Source organism: Pelosinus fermentans DSM 17108, from assembly GCF_000271485.2.
Classification (GTDB): domain Bacteria; phylum Bacillota; class Negativicutes; order DSM-13327; family DSM-13327; genus Pelosinus; species Pelosinus fermentans.
The window spans coordinates 3,076,642-3,097,170 of record NZ_AKVN02000001.1 but is presented as its reverse complement, the minus strand read 5'-3'; the positions used below and the strand labels follow the sequence as shown (position 1 = coordinate 3,097,170).

The following is a 20,529-nucleotide window of genomic DNA, read 5'->3' as shown; positions in this document are numbered from 1 at the left end:
TTTGTAATAGTTTCGTAAGCTGGATGTAAGTAACTTATAGTATGATAAAAGCGTAACTCCCTACACAATATTTTCGTTCTATTTTTTAGTAGACAGTAGGAGGGGCATAAGCATGTATCGAGATATCAGTGTGAAACTTGTGAATGTCAGCAAGAGTATCGGCACACGGGTTTTATTTACGGGAATTAATCTTGCATTGAATGCTGGACAGTGCCTAATCATTACAGGACCTAACGGTTCAGGCAAATCAACCTTGCTAAAAATAATTGCAGGTCTTAATCAGCCAACGACAGGTGCGATACAGATCATAAGTAACAATAAGCAATTCGATGCAGAAGAACGGCGGGCGTGCTTGGGACTCATATCTCCTGAAATTATATTATATGCTGATTTGACAGGCCGTGAAAATATATTGTTTTTTGCTCGATTGCGTAAAATACGATGCAATGAACAGCAGATAGAGGGATATTGCCAACAAGTTGGTTTGGCAATTGATATGGATCAATTAGTACGTACCTATTCTACAGGAATGCGGCAGCGTTTAAAATTTGCTCTTATGCTAGCGACGCAGCCGTTGTTGTGGTTATTAGATGAACCTTCTTCCAATTTAGATGCTGATGGTAAGAGGCTCATAGCCCAAATGATTCGCAAAGGGCTCGAACAGAATGCGGCAATCATTATTGCGACAAATGAGCCATGGGAGGCGGAACATGCCGACTATAAGATTGAACTTGCTTAATTGCATTTGGGCAATCATGATGAAAGATGGAATATGTGAGTTTAGAACCCGTTATGCTGTAAGCGCATTGCTTATGTTTGCTTTAATATCCTTAGCCAGCATTAGTATGTCCATTGGTGCAGCAAGTTTACCTGCAGATCTTACAGCAGCTTTATTATGGGTACTATTGTTTTTTTGTGCTATGGCTGGATTATCTAGAGTTTTTGTTCAAGAAGAGGAGTCGGGCACTATCATAGCGCTGCAGATTTATGGGTCAGGGCAAGCTGTACTATTTGGTAAGTTATTGTTTAACATTCTTATGTTATTGTCTCTGACGATGTTGATCATTCCATTATTTATGATTTTTCTGAATGTAGATATTTATCATTGGCCGATATTTATTGTGGTATTGATTCTTGGCGATATAGGTATTGCAGCTGCCAGCACAATTACTGCCGCTATGGTAGCCAAGACCCAGGGGAAAAATGCATTATTTACGGTATTGACATTTCCCCTATTATTGCCCCAATTTTTAAGTTGTATTAGTGCTACAGCTAAGATTTTGATGAATGTTAAGCCCGATATATCTGACATCCTGTTTATGGCATCCTATAATGTGGTATTGATGATTGCATCATCCATAGTATTCGATTATCTTTGGTACGACTGATTTGGGGGGGGATTGTAATTGAAGCTCGTCTTGCTTTTATGGATTATGGGAGTGATATATGCTGTATTGTATATCGTGCCCCCGGCAGAAGGATTGGGTGAATTGGTGAGAATTGCTTTTTTTCATATACCAGTTGCCTGGGTATCGATTTTAGCTTTTTTATTGTCGGCTGGCTGGTCTATACAATATTTGCGTACACGAGATATACAATATGATTGGAAAAGTTCAGCAGCCGCCAGTTTAGGATTACTGTTTTGTTTATTGGCAACGATAAGCGGTGCCATTTTTGCCAAGCTCACTTGGGGTGCTTATTGGAATTGGGACCCGCGGCAAACATCTATTTTTATTTTGCTGCTCATTTATGGAGCTTATTTAGTATTACGATCCTCCATTCAAGACGAGCAAGAGCGAGCTAAGATATCTGCTGTTTATGCATCACTCTCTTTTTTAACGGTACCATTTTTAGTTTTTATCATTCCACGTTTTTATTTCTCCTTGCATCCTGAACCGGTGATTAATAGTGGTGGCAAGTTAGAAATGGATACGATCATGATATATGTACTTCTAGCGGCTGTTGGGGCGTGTACAGCACTATTTTGGCAGTGCTTTAACTATATGGTACACAACAAACAAAAATCAGCGTAAGAGTGGATCGCATCATGGGTATTCTCTCGGAAAAGCTTTCTCCAGAGAATACTATGGGATAAGGAGGAAACCCATGAAAAAACGACATGGAATTGGTATCGGCATAATTGCTTTATTCATTATTTTTAGTGCTGTCAGTTTTAAAAGCTCCCTAACGCCATACGTTACTTTTGCTAAGGCCAAAACGATGAGCGGCAGTGTACAGGTGCGTGGAGTATTAATTTCAGAACGTGTGATCATGACAGAGGACAAAAAAGCTATAACTTTTAAGCTGCAAGATGAGAACGGACAAGAAGCGTTGATTGTATATAAGGGGACTAAGCCGGATGGGATAGAAGAGGCGACTAGTATTGTGGCTATTGGTAAATATCAGAATGATCAGTTTATTGCTGAGAAATTATTAGTAAAATGCCCTTCTAAGTATCAGTCTGTGCAAGGGAGTGTGAATAAGTAATGGTTGGCTATGTTTCTATCGTTTTCGCTTTGCTTGTTACCTGTATAGCATCATTTTCCTATTTCAATGTGCATCTGTCGAATGTTACACGGCGCTCAGGAAAGGGGAGGGCTGCTAACGTTGGATTACAGTGTTACCGTTTGTCTGCAATATTAGCTGGGATTGCAGCAGGTTATTTGCTATATCTAATCTTAGATAATCGCTTTGAATATGCCTATGTTTTTAGTTATTCGTCTCGCGAATTGCCCTTTATGTATAAGTTGTCCGCATTTTGGGCGGGGCAGCAAGGTTCATTTATGCTGTGGTTGGTATTTCATGTGATATTTGGATTGCTACTATCTCGAAAGAACGACACACCTCCTGGTGTTATGGCCGTTTATAGCGTGCTGCAGGCTATATTGCTGATTGTTTTGTTGGCAAAAGGACCTTTTATGCTGCTGGCACAACCTCAACTGGACGGGGTGGGACTTAACCCTTTGTTACAAGATTTTTGGATGATTATTCATCCGCCAATTATCTTCTTGGGGTATGCTGGTTTGGCTGTGCCCTTTGCTTACGCTCTAGAAGGACTTTTTTCTAACAATCATAAAACCTGGATGACAGCAGTATTGCCTTGGGCTTTGTTTTCATGGTGTGCTTTGGGAGCCGGTGTTTTTATTGGGGGTTTTTGGGCGTATAAAGTATTAGGTTGGGGAGGGTATTGGGCCTGGGATCCCGTGGAGAATTCCTCTCTCGTGCCGTGGTTGGTAAATGGAGCCTTGGTACATAGCTTATTCTGGGCAAGATTAAAATCAGCGGCTATTCGATCTGCTTATTTTGCCAGTATTTTTAGTTTTGTAACCGTACTATATGGAACATTTTTAACTCGCAGCGGAGTTTTAAGTGATTTTTCTACGCACTCTTTTGCAGATGAAGGGGTTGGCGGATTGCTGGCAGGGTTTGTGCTTCTTACTATATTTTTTGGCCTAACCTTGCTAATCATACGTTGGCCTGATTTGCCAAAAGGTGAATTATATACCAGGGTCAACAGCCGTGAGTTTACATTGGGCTGCGGCGTATTGATTTTTAGTCTTATGGCGGTAATGGTTTTTATCGGGATGTCTACCCCCTTGGTTACGATGTTATTAGGAAATCCGTCAAATGTGAGTGAAAGTTTTTATAATAACACGTCGCTGCCATTAGCAGCAGCTTTGGTTATGCTCCTTACGATCTCTCCTATGTTTAATAAAAAACCTAATGAGGCTATTTCGTTAAAGAAGTACTGGTGGTTGGGAATTATCGGTTTGCTGTCATTGGTTTTGCCGCTTAAGCTGGGATTATACCAGCCTATGATAGTAATAACGACCATTTTTTCCATTACGGCTTTGATTGCGAATGTTATCATAGGTAGGGGAAATGAAAGCGCAGCATCATGGCCAGCAGCTATTACTCATGCTGGATTAGCCGTTATGGTAATCGGTATTGTCGCCTCTTCTGCTGCCAATGAGTCGACGGTGACAACCTTAAATCTACAACAACCTAAACAAATCCTGGGGAGTGAAATTACATATATAGGTAAAGAAGAGGCGAACGACGGTAGTGGATTTTATCAAAAATTTATTGTCGGCCACCAGAAGATAGAGCCTTCTTTGATACAGGCCTTTACTAAATACAATAAAGAAGGGCAGCCATCTGCGAGAGAGCCGGCTATTGACCGCAGATGGCTAGCGGATTTATATGTAGCCCCTGTCATGAAGCATGAAGACCATACGGCTACAGAAATTCGATTGGCAACAGGAGAGGAAAGTCAGCAAAATGACGTAATCATTAGGTTTATTTCCTGGAAAATGATTACAGGTACCACCGGACAGGAAATGAAAGTGCAAACCGTCTTTGAAGTGGTAAAAGAGGGAAGGACAGAAGCGATTCAGCCAGAGCTTGTGTATAAGAACGGAGTGGTTACTGGTGCTCCTGTAGTGGTTTTTGGTCAATATGAAATCGTCATTAATGGGGTTAATCCTAGGGATGGAAATATAAGCATTGGACTTTTGGATAACGTTTCTATCAGTAAATCAGATAGTGTTGAAGTTGAAATCAGTAATAAGCCTTTAATCAATTTAGTATGGTTAGGAGCAATTTTGATTACCTTCGGCTGTGGCTGGGGAGCAATCAATCGCTTTTGGTTTTTTAAAAGAAAAATGGATGATAAGGAAAAGGGGTCAATGTCCTATTTCTAGGACTACATAATTGACTTGTAAAAAAGTAGTGAAGAAAAACTGTAAAAATAGGAGGTGAGGGGTTGGATACTGGTCAGTTTTTAAACCGCAATGCTTTAAAGATTGCGCTGGTGGTCCTGGTTGTGGTGATGATAGGAATGGCAGCTGGAGGTGCTGGTTATGCTTATTCAGATAGTCCAGGGTTTTGTGGAAGTTGCCATTCGATGGAGGCAGCCCATACTACATGGCAGGCATCGAATCATAAGCAGCTCAAGTGTACCGACTGCCATTTGCCACAGCAGAATTTTGCCATCAAAATGATTACGAAAGCGCAGACCGGTATGAATGATACCTATCATGAAGTCTTGCGAGATTATCCTGCAACAATGAAGTTATCGCCTAAAGGCAAAGCGATCGTAGAAGACAATTGCATGCGCTGTCATCAATCTACAGTAGAATACACTGGTATGGGAGCCGGTGGAGAGGATTGTACGAAATGCCATCGCGGCTTAGTTCATGGCATGAACAAGAGCAAAGGGGGAATAAAAGTTGAGTAACATGCAAAAGACCTTAATTGCCTTGTTGGGTGTAGCAGTCATCTTTTTTGGTTTTGTTGCTGTACGTATTGGGGTCAAACCGGCAGCAACAGTCAAAGCCTCACCCATCCCCGCAGGAGAATATGATGCAGCAGTATGGGGAGAAGTCTATCCCCTTCAATATGCAAGCTATCGAAAGATGGCTGAGGTATCTCCTTCTCCTACAGGTTATGGAGGCAGTGTGAATGTGCAAAAATCAGATATGCAGCCAGAAATTTTCACAAACTTTAAAGGTATGCCTTTTAGTAAGGATTATACTGAGGATCGGGGTCATGTATATGCTGTAGAAGATTTACTTCATAGTAAACGGATTGGCCCCGCTAGTAAAGGTGCGTGCATCACCTGTAAAACTCCTTATGTGGAACAATTTTATAAAGAATCAGGCTGGGGATATGCCAATAAACCTTTAGGGGAATTATTAGAAAGGAGTAAACATCCTGTTACTTGCGCCCAATGTCATGACTCGGAAACGATGAACTTACGTGTCATTAATCCAGCATTTATTGAAGCACAAGAACGGCGGGGGATCGATTTGAGTAAGGCAACAAGAGAAGAAATGCGCACGTATGTATGTGCTCAATGCCATTCTGAATATTATTTTGAACCTGGTACTATGCGGGTAGTTTTTCCTTGGGATAAAGGCTTCAAGCCAGAGGAAATGTATGCTTATTATGCTGAAAAACCTAATAACTTCCTTCAGGATTGGGAGCATCCGGATTCTAAAGCACCAATGCTAAAAGCGCAGCATCCTGATTATGAAACATTCGCAAATGGTACTCATGGTAAGGCTGGGGTATCATGTGCTGATTGTCATATGCCGTATATGCGTAAAGATGGGCAGAAATATACATCCCATTTTATTACAAGCCCATTAAAGACTCTTGATGCCTCTTGTTCTCCATGCCACAGTCAAGGAACAGAATGGTTATCTGAAAGAGTTAAGACAATCCAAGATCAAACCTTCTTGCTGCAGCATACTGCAGGCTTAAATGTAGCTAAAGCTCATGAAGCGATACGAAAAGCTGGTGATACGCCAAATGTCAATCAGGCTGAACTTGCCAAAGCTAGAGAATTGGTGCGTAAAGCCCAGTGGATGTGGGATATTGTGTCAGCTGAAAATAGTATGGGCTTTCATAATACCGATCAGACCATGACGACTCTTGGTCAAGCTAATGAATTAGCTCATCAGGCCATTGAATCAGCCAATTTGGCAGCGGGGATCAATGTACTATAAATAAGAAAAAGGTTAGGGGAGACCTCTGGTTTGGTGGTCTCCTCTAACCTTTTTTGAATGGTCGTGATCTAAAAGTATAGATCACGGGCACCGTTTTCAATTTCTTTTAGACGCTTGATGGTTTTAGTGCGGACACTTTCCTGTGGTATCGAAGCAAGGTTTTTGGTAATCATAGTTTCGCCTACTTTTTTTAGCGCCTCATCACCATAGTCAAGCAGATACTCTTTAAAAGTCAATAAAGCATTAGGCAAACAAACATTTTGTATTTCACCACTTTTAGCAAGACTCATAAAGCGATCACCTGTGCGTCCCTGACGATAACAAGCTGTACAATAGCTGGGTATATAGTTTTTTTCGCATAGCATAGAGATGATTTCATCTGGAGAACGATTGTCCCCTGTTTCAAACTGCATGGCTCCCTTTGCTGCGACAGAATCTTCTTGAGTTTCTTGATAACCGCCTACACCCGTACAGGAACCGGCACTAATTTGTGAAACACCATACGTAAGAAGCTTGTCTCTTAACTCAGGATGCTCTCTGGTTGATAAAATAATCCCTGTATAAGGCACTGCTAAGCGAATGATAGCAATGATTTTTTTAAAGTCTTCATCATTCACAAGGTGGGGAAAGGTTTCAAGGTTAATACTGTCAGCTGGTCTGAGGCGGGGTACTGAGATAGTATGAGGTCCGACACCAAAGGCATTTTCTAAGTGCTCGGCATGTAAAAACATAGCAATCGTGTCATATTTATAATCATAGAGTCCATAAAGTACCCCGATACCAACGTCATCGATGCCTGCCTGCATGGCTCTATCCATGGCAGTGGTATGCCAGTTATAATCTTTTTTGGGCCCAGAAGGATGCAGTATCCCATAGGTTGGACGGTGGTAGGTTTCTTGAAATAAGATATAAGTGCCAATCTGGGCTTGTTGTAATTTTTTGTATTCGTCAATGGTGGTAGCGGCAACGTTAATATTAACACGGCGTATGCTGCCGTTTTTATTTTTCACATTATAAATTTCTTTAATGGTATCGACAACATAGTCGATAGAACAGTTATCTTGATCTTCGCCAGCTTCCAGCACTAAGCGCTTGTGACCTAAGGATTGAATGATCTCTACCTCTTGCTTTACTTCAGCCATGGATAGATGACGGCGTACTTGGCTTGGATTGCCGCTGCGGTAGCCGCAATACGAACAATCGTTGATACAGTGGCTGGAGATATAAAGTGGTGCAAATAATACAATACGTGTGCCATAAATTTTTTGTTTTATATCAGCCGCAACAGCGTACATGGATTCCAATATGTCTGGATCAGTCACTTCTAAAAGAATGGCGACTTCAGATGCTGATAAACCATGGTACTGGTTAGCTTTCGCAATAATACTGCTAACGAGTTCTTTATCCTGAGATTTTGTTTTCGCTTCGTGAAGTAACTGAAGAATTACCTCGTCATTAATAAAATCGTCGGGTGTTCGTTCCTTGTTAGAAATCAATTAAATGGCCTCCTTGTAATACGATAAATCAGTCGTTATCTTTTGCAGATGACAAATTCTACTTTGTTCATCGGCTTTACATGAATATATGTTTTTAATTTTGACTACCATTATATAATACTTTTCAGCAAGAATATATAGTTTTAAAGAAAAGTTATTGTTATTATAGGAGGAAATGGCATCTAAGCAATTATTCTTTGGATGCTTCACACTACGAGAACCTAACATATTGACAGATCATTTTTATATGGAAGAGCTCTTAGAGAGCACAAATAAAAATATTCCGCATATAATACTATGGATACTTATAGGAGGTGTGGGGAGAATGCTTAATGATGAAGAGCGAAAATATATGGTGGACCATGACAAATATATAACAGGCAGCAATGAAGATAATATGGATAATGTCCATGTACATGTGTATACTACGGAAACAGATGTTTCAGATGATCATCAGCATATGTTTTTAGGTGTTACTGAACCTGCTAGGGTGGAAGGACGGTCTCATGTTCATCAAATTCGTACGCGGACATCTTTTGCGGCTGAGAATTCTAGAGGCCACTGGCATTGGGTGGATGTTATGACAGACCGGGCAATTGCCATGCCGGATGGCTCTCATACTCATTATTATGAAGGCCGTACAAGCATGAACGATGGTCATTGTCATAATTTTTCTGATGTTACTGGCCTAGGACCCAATATATGTGTGGATGATGAGGAAGATAAAAAACCCTGTAAATATAAATATAAACGTCCTGATGATGAAGAATATAACTAAAAAGGAACGAGAAGGTGGCAATCAATTTCCACTTTCTCGTATTTTTATTACTGCGAGAAAGTTTTTTAAAGCAGTTCAGTTATAATATAGATCTTAAATATACATACTAAATATTGGAGGTGTTACGATGTTATTAAGCTGGATGATGATGAAACTTATGGATCCCTCAATGGATGAAGTAATGACAAAGATGCTTACGGAGGATTATAAGGACAACCCCTTCTTAATGGTTACAGTTGCAGAAAAGTTATCACCGCGAGCTATGATGGAAGCTGCTATGCGTGCTGAGGCTGGCAAAGAATTGGCACGACCCTTAGGCAGTCCGGTGGTTCTATCTCCATGGGATAAGCTGCTGCTAAACCCAAAGCAATTGTTTGAATTACCTACTTCTGACTATACCGGAATTACCATGAAAACGATTATTGGACCAAAGGCTAAAAAACCTCTGCAGCTTGAACTGCCTATCATGATTACAGGAATGTCTTATGGTGGGTCGCTAAGTTTGCCGATAAAAATTGCTCTGGCTAAGGGAGCAACGATAGTCGGAACCTCAACGAATACAGGAGAGTCTGCCGTTACTGAGGAAGAACGGGGAGCAGCTCGATTCTTAATTGGACAATACCATCGTGGAGGTCAATTGAGTGGTCAGGAGCAGCTAAAGCAGCTGGATGCGATTGAAATTCAATTAGGTCAGGGAGCTTGGGGCGGTGCGGTTGATTCTACAATGAAGGCTGAAGATATTGATGAGCATCTGCGCAATGCATGGGGGCTAAAAAAAGGTGAAGATGCCACTGTATATGCGCGCATGCCTGGGAAAAATTCGACACAAGATTATATTAAGATGATCGATGATATGAAAGCGCAGTATGATGTTCCCATAGGAGTCAAAATAGCTGGTACTGACTATATTGAATATGAACTGGCGGTTATTGCTCAGACAAAAGCAGATTATATTGTCGTAGATGGTTCTGAGGGCGGGACAGCAGTTGCGAATCCAACTTTACAAGATAATGTGGGGCTGCCGACCTTTTATACCCTTGTACGAACGATCGATTGGCTCGTAAAAAATAATTTACGTGAGCGTTTTAGTGTGATTATTGCCGGTGGATTAACGACTCCAGGGCACTTTCTAAAAGCCCTGGCTCTAGGAGCGGATGCAGTTTATATTGGAACGATTGCTTTACTGGCTGCGTTACATACCCAAATGACAAAGGCACTGCCACAGGCGCCCCCTTCGCAAATGTTATTATATACAGGCAAGTTAACGGATAAACTTCACATCGATGCAGCTGCCAATCATCTAGCAAACTTTCTATCTTCTTGTAAGAGTGAAATGCAGCTAGCCGTACAAGCTGTGGGGAAAAAAAGCATTAAAGAGCTAAATCGCAGTGATCTGGTAACTGTAGAAAAAGACCTGGCAGAATTTGCTGCCATTCGCTATGCAGGCAGCCATCGGGAAGAAAGAAAAAGCACAGAAAAGTGACAGTAATTAACCCCTCTTAAATAAACAGAGGGGTTAATTTTATAAATGTACATTAATTGAATAATGCAATAAAAATTTTATGCAATTATCATATAGTAAGTTGGTCTTAGCATAGAGAGTAATTTTATAATTTACCTAAAATGGTATTTTTCAATGTATTGCTTAATAGTGTAGTAGTATTAAAAATACCAATTGGTGGTGATTATATGGTGAAGCCTACAATACAGGCTATCGGTACAGCAGTACCTCATTATGCTTTAGAGCAAAAAGAGATAAAAGAATTTGTTGCGAGTATGTTTCGTTCCCATGTAGAACATATTGATAAGCTGCTTCCCATTTTTGAGAATAGCTGCGTCAAAGTACGGTACTTATCTCGGCCGCTGGAATGGTATGCTGCTCCTCATTCTTTTTCAGAAGCGAATCAAATATTTAAAGAAGTAGCCCTTGAACTTGCAGAAAAGGCAGCATCTCAGGCAATGACGAGAGGGAATGTAAAGCCGATGGATATCGGTATGGTTATCTTTGTGACTTCTACTGGTATTGCGACTCCCACCTTAGATGCTAAGCTAATTGATCGGTTGGAATTATCACCTCATACAAGGCGACTGCCTATTTGGGGACTTGGCTGCGGGGGAGGAGCTGCTGGATTAGCACGAGCTAATGAACTTGCTTATAGCATGCCAGGAAAATCAATATTGTTGGTAGCTGTGGAACTTTGCAGTCTTACTTTTCAAAGAAATGATTTTTCTAAATCCAATATAGTTGGTACCAGCATTTTTGCAGATGGGGCGGCTGCGGTATTGATAACCATGAACGGTGAAGGACCTGCTATTTTAGGAAATCATAGTACCTTGTTTCCCAATTCAGAAGACATTATGGGATGGGAGTTAGTTGAGACAGGTCTTAAGGTACGGTTTTCTCGAGATATTCCTAGCATTGTACGCCGTTATTTACCAGATTTATTACAAGAGGCTTGCGGCAAATGGGGAATCGAGCAAGAAAAAATAGCTCATTATGTTGTTCATCCTGGTGGAGCAAAGGTACTGGACGCATATTCGGGTAGTTTGAATATCAGTAAAGATCAGCTATCTCATGCATATAAGATACTAATTGATTATGGCAACATGTCTAGCGCTTCCATTTTATTTGTATTAGAAAAATTTATGGCTGAAACACCGGCAAAAGATGAATATGGAATTATGTTAGCACTAGGACCTGGCTTTAGTGCGGAACAGGTACTATTCAAATGGTGAGCCTATGGGTTTTGATAATGGCATGTATTCTAATCAGTCAGCGTCTTTTAGAGCTATACATAGCTGAAAATAACTATAAGTGGTCAGTGGCAGCTGGGGCACAGGAGTTTGGTAAGGAGCATTACTCTTTATTTTTTATTTTACATGGCTGCTGGTTTATCGGCTGGATCGTAGAGAGCGGCATAGGTAAAGTTGCCATTAGTGAGTTATGGTATGTATGGCTGAGTTTATTTGTTATTGCTCAAGTAGTGAGATATTGGTGTATTGGTAGTTTGGGGAAGGCTTGGAACACTCGAATTCTAGTCATTCCTGGCCGAAAGCTAATTTCTAAAGGACCATATCAATATATAAAACATCCCAATTATGTAGCTGTAGCCATCGAATTGCTGGTTGTACCCTTACTATTTGGAGCTGCAATCACAGCAGCTCTCGCGACTCTATGTAATGCTTGGTTAATTCTGGGTATTCGAATTCCAGTGGAGGAAAAGGCATTAAGTGAAGGGATTATTGAAAAAAGTAGCTGCTAGAAAGAATGTATGTTAACGTCTGCATAACAGATTAAATGAATAAATGATAAGGGGGGCAGTCATTTACTACCCCCTTATTTGTTAGTCTGCTTGACTATTAAGTTGATTTTGCTCGGTGACGTTAAGGCGGCTGTTGAGTTGGCTGATATGTTGATCCATATCCTGTGACATCTGTGTAAATAGTTGTTTGGCTGTTTGATCGTCAGTTGATTGGGCGAAGGTTGCATAGGTTCCTTTTGCTGATTCAGCTGCAGCGACAGCTTTTTGCAAGTCTTTTTGTACAGTCATAACAATTCCTCCTTATGATAAGATGTTACTTACATAGGTATTATTCTACTGTTCTTTTGTTTTTATGATTATTTTTAAGATGACGCAGATAAAAACAAATTTAATGTGCACTATAAATGCAAGCATTAGAGGGATACGATGTTGATTTGTATGAAATAATATAGTATATTTATTGCAGTTCATAATGCCTAAAGTTTTGATTGTATAGTTGGTAATCAAAGCTTTAGGTATTTGTTATTGAAAAGGAGAATGTAAACATGAACCCGTATTTAATAGCTATTATTGTATATGCATGTATTTTAGTTGCTGTAGGTTTTATTGCTACTAAGGGAGTTAAAGGTGCATCTGATTTTTTTGTCGCTGGCAGAAGGCTAGGACCTGCTCTTTTATTTACTACCTTAATTGCACCTAACATTGGTGCTGGTTCCACCGTTGGCGTAGCCGGCGTTGGTTATAAATTTGGTATTTCCGCTTGGTGGTGGATTGCTTCTTCAGCTGTAGGTTCTGTCATACTAGCCTTTATTGTTGGTCCTGCGATTTGGCGCGTGGCAAAAGAGTATAACTTGTATACATTGGGAGATTATCTGGATTATCGTTATAATCGAAATTTTCGAGGCTTCATATCATTAATGATGGCTATTGGCACCCTGGCAATTTTTGCGGGACAGTTAATGGGAATTGCCTGGATTTTGACCGCTGTAGCTGGTACTGGTAAAACAGCGGGGATTTTGGTTGGTTCTATTGTAGTGATCTTATATTTTGGTGCTGGAGGGCTGCTCGCCGCGACATTTGTAAATAGCATTCAAATCGTAGTAAAGTTTGTTGGATTCTTATTAGCCGTTCCCTTTGCATTGCATTATATAGGCGGTTGGGAAGGGCTTACTGCACTAATCGGACAAAACATAGCAGATGCCAATAAGGCTGAAGCCTATATGAGTTTTGACGGCATTGGAATTACTATGATTATTGGTTATTTTTTAATGTTAACGCCATCTTTTTTTATTTCTCCAGGTTTAATTGGGAAGGTATATGGAGCTCGTGATGTAGCTACAGTAAGAATTGGCACAGCTCTTAATGCTTTGGTGCAATTTGCTTTTGCCATTGTCCCTGTTATACTAGGAATGTGTGCTTTTGCAGCATTTCCGAACTTGTCGCAGAGTGAATTGGCATTGCCGATTGTTATGAAAGAATTTATGCCATTTTGGGCTTCTGCATTTGCTTTGGCAGCCATCTTCTCAGCCGAGGTTAGTGCTGCCGACGCAGTATTATATATGATAACAACATCTTTTACGAAAGATTTGTATAAAACCTTTATTAAACCTGAAACCTCAGATGAGGAATTACTGAAAATGAGCCGCATCGTTACCGTGGCAGCTGGAATTCTCGGTATTAGCATTGCTTTACTACTGCCTAATATCATTACGGCATTGTCTATCTTTTATTCGTTAATGTCCGTGTCATTAACAGCTCCTTTATTATTTGGTCTGTTTTCAAGGCGACCCTCTACTAAAGCTGCCTTTATATGCGCAATTGCTGGAGTTTTGACTACTGTGGTCCTGCAGTTTGGTAATGATGGAAAAGGAATTGGAATATTAAATGCTCAATCTACCGGGATTGTTTTAACCATTATCATCATGGTATTTATGATGGTTGTGTTTCCTGCAAAAGAAAAAGGCGTAATGGCTAAATGAATTTCTTTATTTTAAATTGTGAAAGTATATGTAATAATTAAGTATTTGGAAATGATATAAAAATGAGGTGTTATCATGCATATTGTATTAGTTGAACCTGAAATTCCTGGAAATACAGGTAATATAGCGCGATTGTGTGCAGCAACAGATACGGAGCTTCATTTAGTAAAACCTTTAGGATTCTCGATTGAAGATAAGTATTTGAAAAGGGCTGGCCTGGATTATTGGAATTTAGTGAAAGTACATAGTCATGAAAATTTTGCTGAAGTGATAGAATTATATAAAGGACATAATTTTTATTTTAACACAACAAAAGCTGATCAGCATTATAGTCAAATTCAGTTTAAAGCAGATGATTTTTTAGTATTTGGCAAGGAAACGGCTGGTTTACCTGAATCGTTACTAACAGAACATAAAGAAAACTGCATTCGTATTCCTATGGTTAGTGATGCCAGATCCCTTAACCTATCAAATTCTGCTGCGATCGTGATATACGAGGCTCTTCGACAGCAGCAATTTATAGGTTTAAAATAAGAATCTATAAATATTGAAAAGATGGTGAAACATAATGCGCGCACAATTTGGACCAGGAGGCAATCCCGATGCTTTCTATGCAGCTGGCTACAAAGCATCGGTGGAGATACCAGCATGGCTGGATATGCTGAAACTGATGGCTTATGAATACCAATGTACTCGCGGCGTGAATATAAAAGAGGAGACAGCCATAAAAATTGGGCAGCAAGCTGCAAAGTATGGAGTGAAACTAAGTATACATGCTCCCTATTATATTAGCTTGTCCACAGACGATGTAAAAATTATTGGAAATACACAAAATCATTTTTTGAAATCCCTAGAAGTTGCTTACTGGATGGGAGCTGACCGCATTGTTTTCCATATGGGAGGGTTGGGTAAGCAAGATCGGAAAGTGGCAATGGAAAATGTAAAACGCGCCCTTTTTACCCTATTGGAATTAGTAGATAAGCGAGGACTAACTGGCATCTATCTTTGTCCAGAGACCATGGGCAAACAAAATCAATTGGGATCATTAGATGAAGTTCTTGCTGTATGCACTTTATCCGAATGGCTTATACCTACTGTAGATTTTGGACATTTGCATGCGGTAACAGGGGGAAAATATACAACAGAAGAGGAATTTGAAGCTGTTTTTGATAAGGTGGGAGAAACTTTAGGAAAGGAAGTAGCGAAAAATCTGCATATTCACTTTAGTCCCATTGAGTTTACAAAAGGGGGCGAAAAACGTCATTGGACTTTTGCAGATGAATTTGGTCCTCCCTATGAGCCTTTTGTTGCTGTTTGTGCTAAACGTGGTTTTACACCTCGAGTGATTTGTGAGTCTGCTGGTACGCAGGCAGCAGATGCAAAAGCGATGCAAGATCTTTATGTATCCTTAATAGAGCAAAAATAAGGCATCAACTATTCAGATCTATACGATTATGGATAGAATATTGTATAATGTATTGGGTGTATTTAGTAGATTGTAAACGAGGAGGAGTAATATGAATATTTACGATAAAACCCATGACTTAGTGCGAGCAATTAAAGAATCTCCAGAATATAGAGAATTTATGGAAGTTAAGAAGGTCATTGACACAGATGAACAAGCGAAGAAAATGGTAAAAGATTTTATTGCCAAGCAGATGGAATTAGAATATGACATGATGGGCGGCAAAGGGGAAGACAAAGCAACGACGGAGCAAATACAGCAAATGTATCAACTGATCGTTGGAAATAGTAAAGCTTCTGCATTTATGCAGTCATATATGAAATTTCAACGTCTAGTGGCGGATATTTATAAAATTTTGGGTGATTCTGTAGCTGAAGGAATGGATTTCTTTGAAAAGAAATAATCTGTCTGATGAACTTTTACTAAAGTTAAAGCAAGTGATCCCTGAGTGCCGTCTTTTGATCAATGAGCCCTTATCCAAGCATACGACTTTCAAAATTGGCGGTCCAGCCGATTACTTAGTCTTTCCTGCTTCCATGGATGAAATATCCTCCATCATGATTATTACTAAGCAGTATGGCATACCAGTTACTGTACTCGGCAATGGCTCAAATATTTTAGTACGTGATAAAGGTATTAAAGGTTTAGTCTTAAAATTTGGCAGTGAAATGTCATATATCCTCCACACTGGGGCTTTAGTCACTGCCGGTGCAGGGGCTATGCTGGCAGATGTCTCTTGCTATGCTGCTAAACATGGATTAAGTGGAATGGAGTTTGCGATTGGTATTCCTGGCAGCATTGGCGGTGCTGTATTTATGAACGCAGGTGCTTACTCAGGTGAAATGTGTCAAGTGGTTACGGCAGTATCTGGTGTTTGCCGAAATGGTAATATCCAACGTTTTTTACCAGCAGAAATTCAGTTTGGCTACCGCCATAGTATTTTCCAGGACAATGACTGCATTGTTTGTGAAGTAGAATTAACACTGCAAAAACAAGAAAAGCCAGCAATTTCGCAAAAAATGGATGAGTATACATTCAGGCGGGAAAGCAAGCAGCCCTTAGAAATGCCTAGTGCTGGCAGTACCTTTAAACGTCCGCCGGGAAATTTTGCAGGGACCCTTATCGAAAAAGCTGGTTTGAAGGGACTCCAAGTAGGAGGAGCCCAGGTGTCGATGAAGCATGCCGGCTTTGTGATTAATGCTGGCGGGGCAACGGCAGAAGATGTATTATTACTGATTGAAGAAGTACAACGTCGTGTCTATGAGGATTCAGGCATCATGCTGCATCCAGAAGTACGGGTCATCGGCGAAGAATAGCAAGCAGAAAAGACTTGGCTTTGTCTAAGTCTTTTCTACGTTATGCAAAGGAAGGAATTTTATACTAATTGTCGAAATATACAGATAGTAAGCAATGAGAGGAGAGGAGTCTTATGAAATTAACTTTCTTAGGTGCAGCAAAAATTGTAACTGGCTCGTCTTATTTATTAGAAGTGGATACACAAAAGATTTTAATCGATTGTGGAATGTTCCAAGGTTCAAAAACGATTACAGCCTTCAATCGGCGTGATTTTCTATATGATCCAACAGCAATTGATTGCGTGTTGCTGACTCATGCGCATATTGACCACAGCGGACTATTGCCTAAACTATGCAAATCTGGCTTCAAAGGTCCAATTTATGCCACTAGAGTAACAAACGAGCTTTGTGGGATTATGCTGCCTGATAGTGCTCATATTCAAGGCTTTGATGCTGAAATTGCTAATCGTAAAGGGAAGCGTGCAGGTAAGAAACCCGTAGAGCCCTTATATACGATTGAGGATGCTTATGCTACCCTAGAGCATTTCTCGCCAGTCGATTATGACCAAGAATTGACCTTATCACCAAATGTTGTTGTACGTTTTCGGGATGCAGGACATATCTTAGGTTCTGCTATGCTGGAGATCATGGTCAATGAAGACGGAAAAACAACTAAATTGGTATTCTCCGGTGACTTGGGACAACCAAATCAACCGATCATAAAAGATCCCACCTTTATTGATGAGGCCGATTATGTGATTGTTGAGTCTACCTATGGCAATCGCTTGCACGAAGAGTATGATAGAGAAGAACATCTAGCAACTATTATTAACGACAGTGTGGCTCGCGGAGGAAACATCATTATTCCTTCTTTTGCTGTAGGCCGTACGCAAACCATGCTGTATTATTTGCATAATCTTTTGAAAGCGGGAAAAATTCCTAATATACCAGTGATTATCGATAGTCCACTCGCTATATCTGCTACCGATATTTTCATGCGTAATACTCAGGATTTTGATGCAGAAGCTAAAGAAATGCTAAAAAGTACTAAGGATAATCCTTTGCAAATGCCTCAGCTGCGTTTTACGAGAACTGCTGATGAATCCAAAGCACTCAATAGCTTAAATGAACCTGTGATCATTATTTCTGCCAGTGGTATGGCTGATGCTGGTCGGATTCTTCATCACCTAAAACATAATTTGTGGCGGCCAGAATCGAGTATATTGTTTGTCGGTTACCAGGCACAAGGCAGCCTAGGACGACGTTTGGTAGAAGGTGCAAGCAAGGTGAAAATCATGGGAGAAGAAATTAGTGTGAGAGCGACTATTTACAGCCTGGACGGTTTCTCTGCACATGCTGATCAAGAACAGCTGCTAACATGGTTAACCTATTATAAAAGAAAGCCTGTCAATATTTTTTTAGTACATGGAGAGGTGGAAGCATCAGAACCCTTTGCGCAGCTAATTAAAGAGAAGTTAGATGTTTCCACTTATATTCCTAATTTTGGTGATGCAGCACTCCTAAATGGATTAGAGTGGAACATTGAACAGGCCGAAGTGACAGACCCAGCAATAAGACAGTTGCATGAGCATTTAGAACTATTGGACAGAGAATATGGCGAATATCGGACACATCTTGAACAATTAGGCAGCGCTGATAATAAGAAGGTGGGAGATATTATGCGCAACTTAGAAAAAATGCAAGTTTACATTAATAAATTGAAAAAAGGTGTATAGGAAGGAAAAAATCATTCTATAATCTAAAATATATTGGTAATTTTTAATATTTATAATTGACAGCAAGACGACAGTATAATATAGTGGTTTGTATGCGAAAATAAAAGGGTGCAGTAAAACGCATCCTTTCTTTGTTGACTTTGTAGGAGGGCTTAATTTATGAAACGTACTGATTTACGCAACGTTGCCATTATTGCGCACGTTGACCATGGTAAAACGACTCTGGTAGACGCAATGCTAAGACAAAGCGGTGTATTCCGTGCCAATGAAACTGTGGCTGAACGGGTTATGGATTCTAATGATCTTGAACGTGAGCGGGGTATTACCATCCTGTCAAAAAATACTGCTATTATGCATGATGGTGTAAAAATTAATATTGTGGATACTCCAGGACATGCGGACTTTGGCGGTGAGGTAGAGCGAGTACTCAATATGGTGGATGGGGTTCTATTACTAGTGGACTCTTTTGAAGGTCCTATGCCTCAGACTAAATATGTTTTGAAAAAAGCCTTAGAGCAAAAATTAAAACCGATTGTTGTTATCAACAAAATTGACCGTCCAGATCAGCGGGTAAAGGACGTTGCCGATGAAGTGTTTGAATTATTTATGGAACTGGATGCTACGGATGAACAATTAGAGTTTAAGATTGTTTATGCGGCAGCCAGAGCTGGTATTGCTAAAATGAAGATGGAAGATGACAGTGATAATCTGCAGCCTTTATTTGAGTTATTGGTAGCTGAAATTCCTGCTCCTCAAGGCGAAATTGATGGACCACTGCAAATCATGGTTACCACCCTGGACTATGATGATTATGTAGGACGTATTGCTATCGGACGTGTTATTCGTGGTAAAGCTACGAATGGACAACAGGTTTTAGTTTTAAATGGTGAAATTCAAAAGAAGGCGAAACTTGGCCGTTTATATACCTACCAGGGTTTAAAACGTACTGAAGTCCAAGAGGTGGCATTAGGAGATATCGTTGCGATTACTGGACTGGATGATGTAAATATTGGTGAAACCATTGCCGATACGGAAAATCCAGAAGCATTGCCAACCATTGATATTGATGAACCAACATTGGCTATGACCTTTAGTGTTAACAATAGCCCTCTTGCTGGACGTGAAGGTCAATTCATTACTACGAGGCATTTGCGTGACCGACTATTTCGTGAAGTAGAAACCAATGTAAGCCTAAAAGTTCGGGAAACAGAAAGTGCAGATACATTTGAAGTATCTGGTCGTGGTGAACTGCATCTGTCAATTTTAATTGAAACTATGCGCCGTGAAGGTTTTGAATTTCAAGTTGGTAAGCCGGAAGTTATTTACAAGACCATTAATGGACAGCGGTGTGAGCCTATGGAGGCTTTAACCATTGATGTTCCTCAAGAATTTATGGGAGCTGTTATGGAAAAACTGGGCACTCGTAAAGCTGACTTAGTGAATATGACAGAAATCGCTGGTTATCTTCGTATGGAATTTGTAATTCCTGCTCGTGGATTAATCGGTTTCCGTTCTGAATTCTTAACTAGTACCAAAGGCAATGGCATTATGCATCACTTATTCCATGGCTATGCACCATATAAAGGCGATATACCAGGACGCAGCCGCGGTGCTTTAGTTGCTTTTGAAGCAGGTGAAACAACCGGTTATGGTATTTTTGGTGTGCAAGAAAGAGGAACCTTATTTATTGTACCAGGACAAACTGTATATGAGGGTAGTATCATTGGTGAAAACACTAGAGAAATGGATATGGATGTTAATCCATGCAAAAAGAAAAATGTTACGAATATGCGTACAAGTGCTTCTGATGAAGCCTTGCGTTTAACTGCACCTCGAATATTAAGTTTAGAACAAGCATTAGAATATATTAATAAAGATGAATTGGTAGAGGTGACTCCTAAGAGTATTCGTCTGCGTAAAGCAATTCTAAGCCGCACATTACGTGGCAGAGAACGTAAAAATGGCTAAGATATAAACTTGGGCGCCCTTTGGGGCGTCTTTTTTC

The 20,529-nt window shown here is 40.1% G+C and carries 20 protein-coding genes; 18 read left to right on the top strand and 2 right to left on the bottom strand.

Translation table 11 applies throughout. The features are described from left to right. Window positions 1–112: 112 nt before the first annotated feature. The 7 genes from ccmA to FR7_RS14280 all read left to right on the top strand — a co-directional run bounded on the left by ccmA (window position 113) and on the right by FR7_RS14280 (window position 6,512). Window positions 113–739: a heme ABC exporter ATP-binding protein CcmA gene (gene ccmA / locus FR7_RS14310; protein WP_007935535.1), complete on the top strand. Its 627-nt coding sequence runs from the start codon at window positions 113–115 to the stop codon at window positions 737–739. After that, window positions 711–1,388: a heme exporter protein CcmB gene (locus FR7_RS14305; RefSeq protein ID WP_007935533.1), complete on the top strand. Its 678-nt coding sequence runs from the start codon at window positions 711–713 to the stop codon at window positions 1,386–1,388. Before ccmA ends, FR7_RS14305 begins: the two co-directional genes overlap by 29 nt. Window positions 1,389–1,406: 18 nt before the next feature. Continuing rightward, window positions 1,407–2,033: a cytochrome c biogenesis protein gene (locus FR7_RS14300; protein ID WP_007935532.1), complete on the top strand. Its 627-nt coding sequence runs from the start codon at window positions 1,407–1,409 to the stop codon at window positions 2,031–2,033. Between the two features lie 73 nt (window positions 2,034–2,106). Continuing rightward, window positions 2,107–2,487 carry a cytochrome c maturation protein CcmE domain-containing protein gene (locus tag FR7_RS14295; RefSeq protein WP_007935531.1) on the top strand — a complete coding sequence of 127 codons (381 nt, stop codon included), beginning with the start codon at window positions 2,107–2,109 and terminating at the stop codon, window positions 2,485–2,487. Beyond that, window positions 2,487–4,703 carry a cytochrome c biogenesis protein CcsA gene (ccsA, locus tag FR7_RS14290; RefSeq protein ID WP_007935530.1) on the top strand — a complete coding sequence of 739 codons (2,217 nt, stop codon included), beginning with the start codon at window positions 2,487–2,489 and terminating at the stop codon, window positions 4,701–4,703. Before FR7_RS14295 ends, ccsA begins: the two co-directional genes overlap by 1 nt. Before the next feature lie 62 nt (window positions 4,704–4,765). After that, window positions 4,766–5,239, top strand: a complete 474-nt coding sequence (locus FR7_RS14285; protein ID WP_007935529.1) for a cytochrome c3 family protein — start codon at window positions 4,766–4,768, stop codon at window positions 5,237–5,239. After that, window positions 5,232–6,512, top strand: a complete 1,281-nt coding sequence (locus FR7_RS14280; protein ID WP_007935528.1) for an ammonia-forming cytochrome c nitrite reductase subunit c552 — start codon at window positions 5,232–5,234, stop codon at window positions 6,510–6,512. The genes FR7_RS14285 and FR7_RS14280 overlap by 8 nt, the downstream gene beginning before the upstream one ends. A 68-nt stretch (window positions 6,513–6,580) precedes the next feature. Here FR7_RS14280 and hydG read toward each other — a convergent pair whose 3' ends face one another. After that, window positions 6,581–8,008, bottom strand: a complete 1,428-nt coding sequence (gene hydG / locus FR7_RS14275) for a [FeFe] hydrogenase H-cluster radical SAM maturase HydG (protein WP_007935527.1) — start codon at window positions 8,006–8,008, stop codon at window positions 6,581–6,583. 325 nt (window positions 8,009–8,333) lie between these two features. Between hydG and FR7_RS14270 the strand changes: the two genes are divergently transcribed. From FR7_RS14270 to FR7_RS14255, 4 genes are all read left to right on the top strand, one after another. Then, on the top strand, window positions 8,334–8,786 hold the full coding sequence (locus FR7_RS14270; RefSeq protein WP_017531335.1) for a YmaF family protein: 453 nt from the start codon (window positions 8,334–8,336) through the stop codon (window positions 8,784–8,786). 127 nt (window positions 8,787–8,913) lie between these two features. Beyond that, a complete protein-coding gene (locus tag FR7_RS14265; protein ID WP_007935512.1) occupies window positions 8,914–10,269 on the top strand; it encodes an FMN-binding glutamate synthase family protein in 1,356 nt (451 codons plus the stop codon). A gap of 140 nt (window positions 10,270–10,409) precedes the next feature. Then, window positions 10,410–11,522, top strand: coding sequence for a type III polyketide synthase (locus FR7_RS14260; protein WP_007939494.1), 1,113 nt, complete (start codon window positions 10,410–10,412; stop codon window positions 11,520–11,522). Window positions 11,523–11,539: 17 nt separating this feature from the next. After that, entirely contained in the window at window positions 11,540–12,049 is a 510-nt protein-coding gene (locus FR7_RS14255; RefSeq protein ID WP_017531334.1) for an isoprenylcysteine carboxyl methyltransferase family protein, read from the top strand. Between the two features lie 81 nt (window positions 12,050–12,130). Here the strand turns inward: FR7_RS14255 and FR7_RS14250 are convergent, their stop codons facing one another. Next, window positions 12,131–12,337 carry a DUF1657 domain-containing protein gene (locus tag FR7_RS14250; protein WP_007935501.1) on the bottom strand — a complete coding sequence of 69 codons (207 nt, stop codon included), beginning with the start codon at window positions 12,335–12,337 and terminating at the stop codon, window positions 12,131–12,133. A gap of 257 nt (window positions 12,338–12,594) precedes the next feature. Here FR7_RS14250 and FR7_RS14245 point away from each other — a divergent pair, with 257 nt between their 5' ends. The 7 genes from FR7_RS14245 (at window position 12,595) to typA (ending at window position 20,492) form a co-directional block, all read left to right on the top strand. After that, window positions 12,595–14,028 carry a sodium:solute symporter family protein gene (locus FR7_RS14245; RefSeq protein WP_007935488.1) on the top strand — a complete coding sequence of 478 codons (1,434 nt, stop codon included), beginning with the start codon at window positions 12,595–12,597 and terminating at the stop codon, window positions 14,026–14,028. A gap of 75 nt (window positions 14,029–14,103) precedes the next feature. After that, complete coding sequence (gene trmL / locus FR7_RS14240; RefSeq protein WP_007935486.1) at window positions 14,104–14,562, top strand: tRNA (uridine(34)/cytosine(34)/5-carboxymethylaminomethyluridine(34)-2'-O)-methyltransferase TrmL; 459 nt, start codon at window positions 14,104–14,106, stop codon at window positions 14,560–14,562. Window positions 14,563–14,596: 34 nt separating this feature from the next. Continuing rightward, window positions 14,597–15,454, top strand: coding sequence for a TIM barrel protein (locus FR7_RS14235; protein WP_007935484.1), 858 nt, complete (start codon window positions 14,597–14,599; stop codon window positions 15,452–15,454). Window positions 15,455–15,545: 91 nt separating this feature from the next. Next, a complete protein-coding gene (locus FR7_RS14230) occupies window positions 15,546–15,896 on the top strand; it encodes a YlbF/YmcA family competence regulator (RefSeq protein WP_007935482.1) in 351 nt (116 codons plus the stop codon). Further along, window positions 15,883–16,809 (top strand): UDP-N-acetylmuramate dehydrogenase, encoded by a 927-nt coding sequence (gene murB / locus FR7_RS14225; protein WP_007935480.1) that lies wholly within the window; start codon window positions 15,883–15,885, stop codon window positions 16,807–16,809. Before FR7_RS14230 ends, murB begins: the two co-directional genes overlap by 14 nt. Window positions 16,810–16,922: 113 nt before the next feature. Continuing rightward, window positions 16,923–18,524: an MBL fold metallo-hydrolase RNA specificity domain-containing protein gene (locus tag FR7_RS14220; RefSeq protein ID WP_007935478.1), complete on the top strand. Its 1,602-nt coding sequence runs from the start codon at window positions 16,923–16,925 to the stop codon at window positions 18,522–18,524. Window positions 18,525–18,683: 159 nt separating this feature from the next. After that, the gene (gene typA / locus FR7_RS14215) at window positions 18,684–20,492 is read left to right on the top strand and encodes a translational GTPase TypA (protein ID WP_007935476.1); all 1,809 of its coding nucleotides are present in this window, start codon (window positions 18,684–18,686) and stop codon (window positions 20,490–20,492) included. The last annotated feature ends 37 nt before the right edge of the window (window positions 20,493–20,529 follow it).